Genomic DNA, 13,635 nt, shown 5'->3' with positions numbered 1-13,635 from the left:
TGGACGATGCTCGTCGTTCTGGTGGCGGGCATGCTCATCATGATGGTGTGGCTGGCCGGGCGCTATGAAGCCTCGCAGGTGCAGGACAAGCTCGATCGCGATGCGGCGCAGGCCGTGGTGGAAATCCGTGCCAGCTTGAATCGCAATTTGCAGGACTTGCAGGCAGTGAATGCATTGCACACCACGCCGGAGCAGTGGAGCGTGCATGTGGCAGAGATGCTGCAGGTGCGTCGCGAACTCTTGCGCGTGGAGTGGCGGGATGCCGACATGCACATTCTGCGTTTTGCAGAAACGCCATACCGCGCGATTGAGTGGGAGAGTGGCTCGCGGGAAGAATCCTTCAGCAACGTGGTGACGGCCTGTGCCAACGCCAAGCGCACCAGCAGCTCCACCTACTCTTCCAGTTACTTCCAAATTCTGGGCGAAGCCATGGGCGCAGAGTTGATGGAGGTGTGCCTGCCCCAGATGGAGGACGGGCAGCTCAAGGGCTTTATGGTGGGGACGTATTCGTTGCAAAACATTTTGTTGACGCAGCTGAGCAAGAACCTCACGCAAAGCCAGGAAGTCTCCTTTACAGAGCCTGATGGCACACGTTTGGCGCTAGTTGGCGCTGCCTGGCGCGGATCGCGCGTGTTTACCTCGCAGCAGCTTTTGGACTTGCCCGGCAACACCATGGTGCTGCGCATGGACAGCTGGCACCGCGCGCCCAGTGTGTTTCCGAACGTGATGACCGCTACCGTCACGGGCATGGCGATTGCGCTGGCCTCGGTGGTGGTGATTCTGGTGCGCGATAACCGGCGGCGCTTGCGTGCAGAGCGTGACTTGGGTGATGCGTTTGCGTTTCGCAAGGCCATGGAAGACTCGCTCATCACGGGGCTGCGCGCACGGGATCTGCAGGGCCGTATCAGCTACGTCAACCCGGCGTTTTGTGCCATGGTGGGCTTTAGTGCCGAAGAGCTGCTGGGGCAAAGCTTTGCACCGTATTGGCCGCCAGAGCTGGCCGAGGAATATGTGCGCCGTCAGGCGCGGCGTCTGGCCGGCGCCATTCCTGCCGCGCGGGAAGGGCATGAATCGGTCTTCATGCGCAAAGATGGCACCCGCTTTCCGGTGTTGATTTTTGAAGCGCCACTGATCAATGCGCAAGGCCAGCAAACCGGCTGGATGAGCGCTTTTATCGACATCACCGAGCAGCGGCGCATGGAAGAGCTGTCCCGCGCCTCCCACGAGCGCCTGCAAGCCACCGCGCGTTTGGCCACGGTGGGTGAAATGGCCTCCTTGCTCAGCCATGAGCTGACGCAGCCCTTGATGGCAATGTCCAGCTACGCCAACGGCTCGCTGAATATGCTGCGCAATGACGGCGATTTGGCGCAGCTGGATCACGCCAGGCTGGTGCAGCGTTTGCAAGATGTGGAATCGGCCATGCAGCGCATTGCATTCCAAGCAGATCGCGCAGGCAAGGTCATTAAAAGCGTGCGTGATTTTGTGCGCCGGCGCAGCCAGACGCACGAAGTCATCAGTGCCCATGATTTGCTGGAAGCCGTGATGCCCCTGGTGCGATTGCAGGCCAGCAAGTTGGGGGTGCAGGTACAGGTAGAGGTGGAGCCCCGTTTGCCGCCGGTCCTGTGCGACACCACGATGATTGAGCAGGTGCTGCTGAATCTGGCGCGCAATGCCATGCAGGCCATGGAAGGGATGGAGGCGCAGCAGCGCAAGCTCACGATCAAAGCGCTGTGGAGCGAATCGTCCCAGCGCGTTGTGTTTGTTGTTAAAGACCAAGGCTGCGGCATTCCCCCGGAAGTGGCCGAGCAACTGTTTACGCCCTTCTTCACCACCAAGCACGAGGGCATGGGGCTGGGCTTGAGCATGTGCCGCACGGTGCTGGAGCAGCATGGTGGAGAATTGCGCTACCAAGCCAATGTCCCTCGGGGCACGGTGTTTACCTTCAGCCTGCCGGTGGCTGAAACCTGAGAAAAGTTAAGCTGAGATCATGGAACCTGTGACCAATGCCACGGTGTATATCGTGGACGACGATGCGGATGTGCGCGACGCTTTGGCGTGGCTGCTGCGTTCGCGTCGTCTCTATAGCGAAAGCTTTGCCAGCGCAGAAGCTTTTTTGCAAATGCTCGACCAACGCCCCGTGCCCCGCCACCCCCAGTGCCTGCTGCTGGATGTGCGCATGACGGGCATGACGGGCCTGTCCTTGTTCGAGCTGCTGAAGCAGCGTGAGGGTGTGATTGAGACCATTCCCGTCATTTTCTTGACGGGCCACGCCGACGTGCCCACCGCGGTCCAAACGGTCAAGCAAGGCGCATTTGATTTTTGCGAAAAACCATTTTCAGACAATGTGCTGGTCGATCGCATTGAGCAAGCCCTGCAGCAATCGACCCAGTACCTGGCAGAGACGGCGCTGCGCCATGCCTTGCTCAGCCGATTGGCCGATTTGACCGAGCGCGAGCGCGGCGTGATGAAGCTGGTGGTGGAGGGAGTACCCAACAAATTGATCGCTGACCAGTTGGACATCAGCGTGCGCACGGTGGAAGTGCACCGCGCCCGGGTGTTTGACAAGATGCAGGTGAAATCTGCGGTGGAGCTGGCCAATGTGTTGCGCACCCATGGTCAGCTGTAGCCCACCAGCACATGGCTTCATGCAAAAAGGCTCTGAAGTGATTCAGAGCCTTTTTGCCTTCTAGCACTTGCCAGACAAGCGCTGGTAGCTATCTTTGTTGCATTATTGGGGGGCGCGCTCACCCACAAAGATTTCGACGCGGCGGTTCTTGGCACGGCCATCCGCAGTGCTATTGGAGGCAATAGGCTGGTAGGAGCCTCGGCCTTCCGTGAAGATGCGGCTGCCACTGACGCCACGCTGCATCAGGTAGTCACGGGTGCTGTTGGCACGGTTGAGCGACAAGGGGTTGTTGATGGCATCCGAGCCGGTGCTGTCCGTGTGGCCCACAATGCGTACTTCGGCGTTGGGGCTGCTGCGCAGGCCTTCGGCAAAGCGATCCAGGATTGGTGCAAAGTTGCCTTTGATGTCGTAGCGGCCGGTGTCGAACGAGATGTCGCTCGGAATTTCCAGCTTCAGCTGGTTGTCCTGGGTTTGCACCACGTTGATGCCCGTGCCTTGGGTGGCAGCTTCCATTTCACGTTTGCGCTTTTCCTGATTTTGCGACCAGATATAGGTGCCCAATCCGCCCACGGCCGCGCCAGCGACGGCACCCACGCCCGCTTTGCCCCCAGTGGCAGCGCTGATGGCTGCGCCCGCTAAGGCGCCGACGCCGGTGCCAATCGCGGTTTGCTTTTGGGTGGAGGACATGCCATCGGTGGCAGCACAGCCGGTAATCAGCAGTGCAGCAGCCACAACAGCAGTAATAGTGAGATTTTTGCGCATGGTTTTTTCCTTTGCGATGTGAGCGCTAAGCGGTAGCGAGTCAGGCCTTCCATTGTGGAAAGCCGGGGCCCAGGCCGTATCAGTCGCGCATGACGGCTGCCGTAGGACGGCGGCCGCTGATGAATTAGTCCTTGTCTTGGACATCGTCGCAAGCATCAAGTTCCCCTTTGGAGCGGCCGTGGAACATGGTCCACCAAACAATCCCCACCAGAATGAGCAAAGCCAGCAAAGCTTCAAGCAAAATCAGCCCCATGACCGCATCTCTCCTGCTCCGTGTGTCGATGGCGCTGATTGTAGGCACCCTCGCCGCGTGTTCGACTGGCCCTCGCACCCCGCCCTCCGCCTCGCACGAAGGCCCTGAAACGCGCTTTCCCACCGGGGAAGTGGTGGACACCGCCCCTTTGGGCCCTGCCAGCTACCGTCCCAAAAGCCGCTGGTTGCCCGTGCGTTGGGCGGAGTTGCCGGGTTTTCAGGCCGATGCCTTGCACGAAGCCTGGAATGCGTGGCTGCGCAGTTGCGAGCGCCCGCCTGCCGCTTTGGCGGCGCTGTGCAACGATGTGCGCCGCCTGAGCATTGCCAGCGAGGCCGAACGCAGTTACTGGCTGCAACAGCATTTACAGCCGTATCGCATTGAGTCGCTGGATGGCAAGTCGCAAGGCATGCTCACTTCGTACTACGAGCCCGAAATGGTGGGCTCGCGCGTGCGCACCGAAGCGTTCAACATTCCGCTGTACAAGCTGCCGGCGGGTTTTGGTGTGAAAAAGCCGTGGTACACGCGCCAGCAGATTGATACCTTGCCCGAGGCGCAGGCCGCCTTGGCTGGGCGTGAGATTGCATGGCTGAGCGATCCGATTGAAGCCCTAGTGCTGCACATCCAGGGCTCGGGCCGCCTGCGCATTACCGAGGCCGATGGCAGCGTGCGCCTGATTCGCCTGGCCTATGCGGGCACCAACGACCAGCCCTACAAGAGCGTGGGCCGCTGGCTGCTGGATCGCAACCTGATTACCGACGCCAGCTGGCCCGGCATCAGCGCGTGGATTGCCAGCAATCCACAGCGTGTGCAGGAGATGCTGTGGAGCAACCCGCGCTATGTGTTCTTCAAGGAAGAGCCGCTGGAGGGGATTGACGTGCAGTTCGGCCCCAAGGGTGCGCAAGGTGTGCCGCTGACGCCGGGCCGCTCGATTGCGGTGGACCGCGGCAGCATTCCCTATGGCACGCCGGTGTGGATGTACTCCAAGGGCATGGAGGTGGAGTACAAGCGCCTGGTGGTGGCGCAAGACACGGGCAGCGCAATTGTGGGCGCCGTGCGTGCCGACTATTTCATGGGCTGGGGCAAAGAGGCGGGCGACTTGGCGGGCCGCATCAAGCAGCCGCTGCGCCTGTGGGCACTGTGGCCCAAGGGGCTGCCGGTGCCGCAATAAAAAGAGCGGCTGGCGCTTATTAATCCATAGTTTCAGATGCTTTCTATTATGAAAACATGGCTGTATAAGCGCTAGCAGCTCTCTTTTTAGTGAGTTGCCTCACAAAAAAGGCTGCCTGAGGCAGCCTTTTTTGCGGCAGGACAGCAAGGCAACCCGCGCTCAATCGCTCTCAAAATAACGCGTCACGCGCGGCGGCGCATCCAGCACGTGGAAGGACAGCTTGCGCTCGCGCAGCGCCACGTCGGCAGCGGTCACGCGGTCAAAGCGGCGCAGGTGCTCCACCCACGAGGTATCCACAATTTCTTCGACGTAGCGCTCGGGCCGCTCCATGCTGTGCAGCAGCCGCCACTGCAAAGCACCTTGGCGCAGGCGGCTGCTGCGGCTGGCTTGCATCAGGGTGCGAAAGCGCTTGGCCTTGGCGGGGTTGATGATGAATTCAATGTGCACCACCACCCGCCCTTCTTCCGGCTGGCTGTGGCGCGGCGGTGTCCAGGCTTGGGAGGGACTGAGGTCTTCCAGCACCTGGCGGTCGGTGAACACGCGCTGCACGGTCAGCATGCACAGCACGCCAGTGGCCGCAGCGGCCATCAGGCTGGTGGGCACCGAGGTGAGCGACGCAACCTTGCCCCACAGAGCCGCACCCAAGGCGGTGCCACCCATGATAGACATTTGGTAGGCTGCCATACCGCGTGCGCGCACCCAGTTGGGCAAGGCCATCTGGGCTTTGACAGCCAGCGCATTCGCCGTGGACAGCAGCGACAAGCCCGCCACCATCATGCAAAAAATAGCCAGGGGCAAATTGGGCGCAAGCGCCACCCCCACGGTGGCTGACGCTTGAAGGCACGAGCCTGTCAGCACCAAAGCTTCGCCGGCCAAGGCTTGGCGAATGCGCGGTAAGAAAGCCGCACCAATGATGGCGCCCGTGCCCATCGAAGCCAGCAGCACCGTGAACACACCCGCTCCGCTGATGAAGCCAATGCCGTCAAAGCGCTTGGCAGTCAGCGGCAGCAAGGCCAGGATGGCGGTGGACATGAAGAAAAAAGCCACCGTGCGCGCAATCACGGCACGCATGCGCGGCGACTCTTTGATGAACTGCAGCCCCACGCGCATGGCGCTGGGCAGGCGCTCGCGCCCCAGGGGGCTGGTGGTGGGTGGCGTGCGCTGCCAGCGCAGCAAGATCAGGCCGGCCACCACGGACAACAGCGCGTTCAGCACAAACACCCACAGCGTGCCCGCACTGGCAATGATGGCGCCCGCTACCAGCGGGCCCACGATGCGGGAGGCGTTCATGGCCACGCCGCTCAGCGCCATGGCCGAAGGCAACAACGGCTTGCTGACCACCTCCGGCATCAAGGCCGAGAACACGGGCCAGCGCATGGCCATGCCAATGCCGTTGGCAAATGTCAGCGCCAGCAGCAGCGGTGCGCTCATCACATCCAAGGCCAAGGCGGCGCACAGCAGCAGCGCCACCACCGCCACCCAAAACTGCGTGAATATGAAATAGCGGCGTCGATCCAGAATGTCTGCCAACGCCCCACTGGGCAGGCCCAGCAAAAACACGGGTAGCGTGGAAGCAGTTTGCACCAGCGCCACCAGCACCGGAGAGGTGGTGAGCGAGGTCATCATCCACGCGGCGGCCACATCGTTCATCCAGACACAGATATTGGCCACCAGCGTCACGCTCCACAGCAGCCGGAAGGTGGGGGTGCGCAAGGGCGCCCAAGTGGAGGCCGTTTTGGTGGGCTGTGCTGCCGGTGTGACACCCGGCTCTTCAAGCAGGCGCCCGGAGGGCGAGGGGGAAATGGGGGCGTGGGGATCGGACATCACCGCGGATTGTCAGGGCTGTACCATTTTTTTGCAGGCCATCGTCGGGTGGCGATGCTGCCATCGTGGGCGTCTATGCCGGCGCTCAGGGCGCTTTGGGCACGGGCGGCATGCTGGACTTCACCTCGCCCAGCGAAAAACTGGTGTGCATGTCTTTCACATTGGGCAAATTCAGCAGCACGCTGCGCGTGAACTGCGAAAAGCTTTCCAGGTCTTTGGCCACCACCTGCAGCTCAAACATGCCTTTGCCGCTGATGTAGTGGCAAGAAATTACCTCCGGAATGGCGCGGATGGCCTCTTCCATGGCACGGGTGCGGGCACCCGTGCTGATTTCGGCATCAATGCGCACAAAGGCCAGCACCCCCAGTCCAATTTTTTGGCGGTCAATTTCTGCGTGGTAGCCGCGGATATAGCCCTCTTTTTCCAGCGTACGCACGCGGCGCCAGCACGGGGCCGCAGACAACCCCACCCGCTGGGCCAGCTCGGCATTGGTCAGGCGCCCATCGGCTTGCAAGAGGGCGAGGATGGCGAGGTCAAACTTGTCCAAAGTATTCACGTTTTCCCTTGTTTGAGAAAGGATCTTGCTCAATCGTGGTCTGGACGGGCAAAAAAAGCAATCACCTATCTGACGCCCACTTCTACACTTGATTCAGGTCATCGCCCACATACAAAGCCACCAGCCACACGCATGGTGCATAGACAAGGAGACAACGATGAACGCCCCACTGAACGATGCCGTGCGCCAAGCGCTGGAAAACGTCACGCTGGATGACAAGCCGCAATGCGGCTTGGTTCACAAATACACGCTGGGCTGCGCAGCAGCACAGGGTGGGAGGGGCATCCAGCCCTTCGCGCAAGGAGGTGTGTGATGAATGCTCCGCTAAACGATGCCGTGCGCAAAGCGCTGGAAAACGTCACGCTGGATGACAAATACACCCTGGAGCGCGGCCGCGCCTTCATGAGCGGCGTGCAGGCGCTGGTGCGCCTGCCCATGCTGCAGCGCCTGCGTGATGCCCAGCAAGGGCTGAACACGGCAGGCTTTATCAGCGGCTACCGTGGCTCGCCCCTGGGCAGCTATGACCAGTCGCTGTGGGCCGCCAAAAAATATCTGGAAGCGCAGCACATCGTGTTTCAGCCCGGTGTGAATGAAGAGCTGGCTGCCACGGCGCTGTGGGGCACGCAGCAGCTGGATTTGTACCCCGAGGCCAAGCAGTTCGATGGTGTGTTTGGCATCTGGTATGGCAAGGGGCCGGGGGTCGACCGCTGCTCGGACGTGTTCAAGCATGCCAATATGGCAGGCACTGCCCAGCATGGCGGAGTGATTGCGCTGGCGGGTGATGACCACATCAGCAAATCCTCGACGGCGGCCCACCAAAGCGACCACATCTTCAAAGCGTGCGGCACGCCGGTGTTTTTTCCGTCCAGCGTGCAAGAAATTCTGGACATGGGCCTGCACGCCTTTGCCATGAGCCGCTTTAGCGGGCTGTGGTCCGGCGTGAAAACGATTCAGGAGGTGGTGGAATCCTCCAGCAGCGTCTGGGTGGACCCCGACCGCGTCCGCATCGTGTTGCCCGAAGACTTTGCCATGCCACCCGGTGGGCTGCACATTCGCTGGCCCGATGCACCGCTGGAGCAAGAAGCCCGTTTGATGCACCATAAGTGGTATGCCGCCCTGGCGTATGTGCGTGCCAACAAGCTGAACTACAACGTGGTGCAAGGCCCGCAGGACCGCTTTGGCATCATGGCCAGCGGCAAGGCTTACAACGACACGCGCCAGGCTTTGGTGGATCTGGGGCTGGATGACGCCACCTGCCAGCGTATTGGCATCCGCGTACACAAGGTGAATGTGGTGTGGCCGCTTGAAGCCACCATCACGCGCGAATTTGCGCGCGGGTTGCAAGAGATTTTGGTGGTGGAAGAAAAGCGCCAGATCATTGAATACCAGGTCAAGGAAGAGCTGTACAACTGGCGTGACGATGTGCGCCCCACGGTGGTGGGCAAGTTTGAGGACAGTACCAGCGATGAGTGGGGCCGCCCCTTCCATGCGGGCAGCGACTGGCTGCTGCGTGCCAACGCCGATCTCACGCCTGCACTGATTGCCCGCGCCATTGCCAAGCGCCTGATCAAGCTGGGTGTGCCCGAGGATGTGCAGGCGCGCATCAACCAGCATCTGGCCTTGCTGGATGCCTGTGAGCAACAACAAGCCCAAGCCGGTGCGCCCGGCGCAGAACGCACCCCCTGGTTTTGCAGCGGTTGCCCGCACAACACCAGCACCCGTGTGCCCGAAGGCAGCCGTGCGGTGGCTGGGATTGGCTGCCACTACATGACGGTGTGGATGGATCGCTCCACCAGCACCTTCACGCAGATGGGTGGGGAAGGCGTGACCTGGGTGGGGCAGGCACCGTTCACCAAAGACCATCACGTGTTTGCCAATTTGGGCGATGGCACCTACTTTCACAGCGGCTTGCTGGCCATCCGCCAGAGCATTGCGGCGGGCGTCAACATCACCTACAAGCTGCTGTACAACGATGCCGTGGCCATGACCGGCGGGCAGCGTGTGGGTGAGCGCCCCGAGGGCCACAGCGTGCTGCAAATCATGCAGAGTTTGCTGGCCGAAGGGGTGAAAAAGCTGGTCATCGTCACGGATGAGCCCGAGAAATACCAAGGTGTGGCACTGTCCCCTGGGGTGACGGTGCACCACCGCGATGAGCTGGACGGCATTCAGCGTGAATTCCGCGAGATCAGCGGCTGCACCGTCATCATTTACGACCAAACCTGCGCGACGGAAAAGCGCCGCCGCCGCAAGCGCGGCACGCTGCAGACACCGGCCAAAACCGTGGTCATCAATGAGTTGGTGTGCGAGGGGTGCGGCGATTGCTCGGTGCAGTCCAATTGCCTCTCGGTGGAGCCGGTGGAAACCGAATTTGGCCGCAAACGCCGCATCAACCAGAGCAGCTGCAACAAGGATTTTTCCTGCGTCAAAGGCTTTTGCCCCAGCTTTGTCACCGTCGAAGGTGGGCAGCTGAAAAAACCGAAGCGGGAGAAAAAGGGCGATGTCTCGCAGTTGCCAGCGCTGCCTGAACCGGTGCTACCGGATGCATCCCAAGCCTGGGGCATCGTGGTGGCGGGTGTGGGCGGCACCGGCGTCATCACCATTGGTTCTTTGCTTGGCATGGCCGCGCACCTGGAAGGCAAAGCCGTGATCACGCAAGATGCCGCCGGTTTGGCGCAAAAAGGCGGCGCCACATGGAGCCATATCCAAATTGCCAATACGCCCAGCGCCATCCACACCACCAAAGTAGATATCGGCAAAGCCGATCTGGTGCTGGGCTGCGATGCGATTGTGGCGGCCAACAAAGCCACCTTGGCTGTGATGCAGGCGGGGCGCACTTTTGTGGCCCTCAACAGCCACAGCACCCCCACGGCGGCGCTGGTGCACAACCCCGACTGGCAGTCACCTGCTGCGCAGTGCAGCACAGCGCTGGCACAAGCGGTGGGCGGCCCTGAGCATGTGGGCGTGTTTGATGCCGATGAGGTGGCCGTGCAACTGCTGGGCGACAGCATTTACACCAACCCTCTGATGCTGGGCTATGCCTGGCAAAAAGGACGCATTCCTTTGTCGCGCGCTACCTTGCTGCGCGCCATGGAGCTCAACGGCGTGCAGGTCGCCAACAACCAGGCCGCGTTTGAATGGGGCCGCCGCTGCGCGCACGACTGGGCGCAAGTGCAAGCCATCTACCGCACGGCGCAAGTGATCCAATTTGTGAAAAAGCCAGGGGTGGCGGAATTGATCGCGCAGCGCGAAGCGTTTCTGACGGGCTACCAAAATGCGGCTTATGCAGCGCAGTACCGGGCTTTTGTGGAAAAAGTGCAGGCTGCCGAGGGGCAGTTGGGCCGCACCACCAAGCTGACCGAGGCGGTCGCGCGTTATCTGTTCAAACTGATGGCGTACAAGGACGAGTACGAAGTGGCGCGCCTGCACCTGGACCCCGCATTCACCCAAAAGATTGCCGACATGTTTGAGGGCGACTACAAGCTGGTGCACCACCTGGCGCCACCGTTGACAGCCCGCAAGGACGCCCAAGGGCATCTGGTGAAAAAAGCCTATGCACCGCGTGTGCGCAGTCTGTTCAAGCTGCTGGCGGGCCTGAAAGGGCTGCGTGGCAGCATGCTGGATGTGTTTGGGCGCAACCCCGAGCGCCAGACCGAGCGCGCTCTGATTGCCGAGTACCGCACCTGCATCGAAGGCCTGCTGCCCCAGCTGACTGCCGACAAGCTGGATCTGGCGGTGCAGATTGCCCGCATTCCCGAAGACATTCGCGGTTACGGCCATGTCAAAGAGCGGCATTTGCAAGCGGCCCGCGCCAAATGGCAGGGACTGATGCAGCAGTGGCAAACCGCCCCTGCTGGCGCGCAGCACCGGGCGTAACCCCATGCGAGGCGATGGGCGTAGAGATTTTTGAACCCTGCAAAAATCAATAAAGATAGCTGCTAGCGCTTGATGCATAAGCGCTAGCAGCGTATTTCTTTTAAAAAACATGGTGTGGCAAACACTGGCAGGTACTCAGGTTTAGCTGCGGCACATCACAAAGCACACGCATACAATGCTTCGTTGACTTGCGCTCAGCTATGCTGTAGCGCTTGCAGGCCGTGTGGCCTGTTCCTTTTTTGACCCATTCCAGTTTGGAGTTCGTCCGTGTTTATTTCTTCTGCCTTTGCCCAAACCGCGCCCGCAGCCGCTGCTGCTGAAGGCGGCATGATGTCCTCCCTCACCGGCATGCTGCCGCTGGTGCTGATGTTCGTGGTGCTGTACTTTGTGATGATTCGTCCCCAGATGAAGCGTCAAAAAGAGCACCGTGCCATGGTGGAAGCGCTGACCAAGGGTGACGACGTGGCTACCGCAGGCGGTATTTTGGGTCGTGTGGTGGATCTGGACGAGCAGTTCCTGTTCATCGAAATCGCTGCCGGCGTGAAAGTGCAGATCCAGCGTTCTGCCGTTGTCCAAGTGCTGCCCAAGGGCACCGTTAAGTAAGACCAGACTTTCTTCTGGTTGAGCGGGCCGGTGGGCTTTCAAGGCATACCGCGCCCTGTTTCTAGCGTGAGAGATAGAGCGCGATCATGAACCGATACCCGGTCTGGAAGTACGCGATCCTTGTGGTCGCGCTACTCATTGGGGTGATTTACACCCTGCCTAATTTCTTTGGTGAGGCACCTGCGGTGCAAGTGTCCTCGGCCAAATCTTCTGTGAAGGTGGATGAGGGCACATTGGCCCGTGTCGAAAGCGCGCTGCAAGCCGCTTCGCTGACGCCGGACATTCTGAGCCTGGAAGGCAACTCGGTGCGTGCGCGCTTTAACACGCCCGACGAGCAGCTCAAAGCCAAAGACGTGATCGAGCGCGCGCTGATCACCGACGCAGCCGATCCCACCTACATCGTGGCGCTGAATTTGGTGTCGCGCTCGCCCCAGTGGCTGTCGGCGCTGGGCGCTCATCCCATGTACCTTGGCCTGGACTTGCGCGGCGGCGTGCACTTCATGCTGCAGGTGGATATGGAGGCTGCGCTGACCAAACGTGCGGACTCGCTGGCGGGTGACTTGCGCACCATGATGCGTGACAAAAACATTCGCCACGGTGGTATCAACCGCGATGGCCAGGCCATTGAGATTCGTCTGCGCGACGAAGCTGCGATGGCTGCGGCGCGCAACCTGATTGCAGACCAGTTCCCTGATTTGCAAGTGACTGAAGCGGGCACGGGTGCCGATGGCCGCTTGCGCGCGTCGATCAAGCCCGAAGCGTTGCGCAAGGTGCAGGAGCAGGCTCTCAAGCAAAACATCACCACGCTGCACAACCGGATCAACGAACTGGGCGTGGCAGAACCTGTGATTCAGCAGCAAGGGCTGGATCGCATTGTGGTGCAGTTGCCTGGCGTTCAAGATACCGCCAAGGCCAAGGACATTCTGGGCCGTACCGCCACGCTGGAGCTGCGTCTGGTGGACGAAAGCTCCGAAGGTCGCGCGGCCGAGATGGGGACTGCCAACGTGCCTTTCGGTTCTGAGCGTTATCTGGATCGCAATGGCAACGCCGTCATCGTCAAAAAACAAGTGATCTTGACCGGTGAAAATCTGACCGATGCCCAGCCCGGCTTTGACAGCCAGACGCAGGAGCCCACCGTGAACCTGGTGCTGGACGCCAAGGGCGCCCGCATCTTCAAGGACATCACGCGTGAGAACATCAACAAGCGCATGGCCATCATCTTGTTCGAAAAGGGCAAGGGTGAGGTGGTCACTGCGCCGGTGATCCGGTCCGAAATTGGTGGCGGTCGCGTGCAAATTTCCGGTCGCATGACCACGGTGGAAGCCAATGACACCTCGCTGCTGCTGCGCGCTGGCTCGCTGGCAGCCCCGATGGAAATCATCGAGGAATACACCATTGGCCCCAGCCTGGGTGCCGACAACATCGAGCGTGGTATTGACTCCGTGCTGTGGGGCTTCATCGTCATCGTCATCTTTATGTGCATTTACTACCACCTGTTCGGCGTGTTCTCGTCGATCGCGCTGGGGGTGAATGTGCTGCTGCTGATGGCGGTCTTGTCGATGTTGCAAGCCACGCTGACCTTGCCGGGTATTGCGGCGATGGCCTTGGCGATTGGTGTGGCGATTGACTCCAACGTGCTGATCAATGAGCGTATCCGCGAAGAGCTGCGTGCGGGCCTGTCGCCCCAAGCGGCCATCCATGCTGGCTATGACCGTGCATGGGCAACGATTCTGGACTCGAACCTGACCACCCTGATCGTTGGCTTGGCGCTGCTGGCTTTTGGTTCGGGCGCGGTGCGTGGCTTTGCAGTGGTGCACTGCATTGGTATTGCAACCAGCATGTTCTCGGCCGTGTTCTTTTCGCGCGGTCTGGTGAACCTGTGGTACGGCCGCCAAAAGAAGCTCAAGAGCGTGGCAATTGGCACCATTTGGCGCCCCGACGGCACTGCCGTTGAAGAAGCGAAGTAAAGG

Annotated in this window: 11 protein-coding genes; 7 read left to right on the top strand and 4 right to left on the bottom strand. The window is 60.7% G+C overall.

Annotated elements, in window-relative coordinates; translation table 11 throughout:
- Nucleotides 1-6 precede the first annotated feature (6 nt).
- A complete protein-coding gene (locus B3R00_RS08490) occupies nucleotides 7-1,968 on the top strand; it encodes a two-component system sensor histidine kinase NtrB (protein ID WP_286998635.1) in 1,962 nt (653 codons plus the stop codon).
- Nucleotides 1,969-1,987: 19 nt separating this feature from the next.
- Nucleotides 1,988-2,626, top strand: a complete 639-nt coding sequence (locus B3R00_RS08485) for a response regulator transcription factor (RefSeq protein WP_286998634.1) — start codon at nucleotides 1,988-1,990, stop codon at nucleotides 2,624-2,626.
- Between the two features lie 102 nt (nucleotides 2,627-2,728).
- On the opposite strand, the gene B3R00_RS08480 is transcribed toward B3R00_RS08485, so the two are convergent.
- Together B3R00_RS08480 and B3R00_RS08475 are read right to left on the bottom strand one after the other, a co-directional pair.
- Entirely contained in the window at nucleotides 2,729-3,388 is a 660-nt protein-coding gene (locus tag B3R00_RS08480) for an OmpA family protein (protein ID WP_284213651.1), read from the bottom strand.
- A gap of 124 nt (nucleotides 3,389-3,512) precedes the next feature.
- Nucleotides 3,513-3,641, bottom strand: a complete 129-nt coding sequence (locus tag B3R00_RS08475) for a hypothetical protein (RefSeq protein ID WP_257469142.1) — start codon at nucleotides 3,639-3,641, stop codon at nucleotides 3,513-3,515.
- Here B3R00_RS08475 and B3R00_RS08470 point away from each other — a divergent pair.
- A complete protein-coding gene (locus B3R00_RS08470) occupies nucleotides 3,601-4,809 on the top strand; it encodes a murein transglycosylase A (RefSeq protein WP_286998633.1) in 1,209 nt (402 codons plus the stop codon). The two genes, B3R00_RS08475 and B3R00_RS08470, sit on opposite strands and share 41 nt — an antisense overlap.
- A gap of 159 nt (nucleotides 4,810-4,968) precedes the next feature.
- On the opposite strand, the gene B3R00_RS08465 is transcribed toward B3R00_RS08470, so the two are convergent.
- Nucleotides 4,969-6,633, bottom strand: a complete 1,665-nt coding sequence (locus B3R00_RS08465; RefSeq protein WP_286998632.1) for an MFS transporter — start codon at nucleotides 6,631-6,633, stop codon at nucleotides 4,969-4,971.
- Nucleotides 6,634-6,718: 85 nt separating this feature from the next.
- Nucleotides 6,719-7,189, bottom strand: coding sequence for an Lrp/AsnC family transcriptional regulator (locus B3R00_RS08460; RefSeq protein WP_219163263.1), 471 nt, complete (start codon nucleotides 7,187-7,189; stop codon nucleotides 6,719-6,721).
- Nucleotides 7,190-7,346: 157 nt separating this feature from the next.
- Here B3R00_RS08460 and B3R00_RS08455 point away from each other — a divergent pair, with 157 nt between their 5' ends.
- The 4 genes from B3R00_RS08455 to secD all read left to right on the top strand — a co-directional run bounded on the left by B3R00_RS08455 (nucleotide 7,347) and on the right by secD (nucleotide 13,632).
- On the top strand, nucleotides 7,347-7,502 hold the full coding sequence (locus B3R00_RS08455; RefSeq protein WP_174863312.1) for a hypothetical protein: 156 nt from the start codon (nucleotides 7,347-7,349) through the stop codon (nucleotides 7,500-7,502).
- The gene (locus tag B3R00_RS08450; RefSeq protein WP_286998631.1) at nucleotides 7,502-11,062 is read left to right on the top strand and encodes an indolepyruvate ferredoxin oxidoreductase family protein; all 3,561 of its coding nucleotides are present in this window, start codon (nucleotides 7,502-7,504) and stop codon (nucleotides 11,060-11,062) included. Before B3R00_RS08455 ends, B3R00_RS08450 begins: the two co-directional genes overlap by 1 nt.
- 267 nt (nucleotides 11,063-11,329) lie before the next feature.
- A complete protein-coding gene (gene yajC, locus B3R00_RS08445; protein WP_284213655.1) occupies nucleotides 11,330-11,665 on the top strand; it encodes a preprotein translocase subunit YajC in 336 nt (111 codons plus the stop codon).
- 86 nt (nucleotides 11,666-11,751) lie between these two features.
- Nucleotides 11,752-13,632: a protein translocase subunit SecD gene (gene secD / locus B3R00_RS08440; RefSeq protein ID WP_286998630.1), complete on the top strand. Its 1,881-nt coding sequence runs from the start codon at nucleotides 11,752-11,754 to the stop codon at nucleotides 13,630-13,632.
- Nucleotides 13,633-13,635: the final 3 nt, after the last annotated feature.

Origin of the sequence: Comamonas sp. UBA7840 (assembly GCF_002501455.1) — a bacterium.
GTDB lineage: Bacteria > Pseudomonadota > Gammaproteobacteria > Burkholderiales > Burkholderiaceae_C > Comamonas > Comamonas jiangduensis.
Note: the sequence above shows the minus strand (reverse complement) of the source record. Positions and strands in the feature narration are given on the sequence as shown.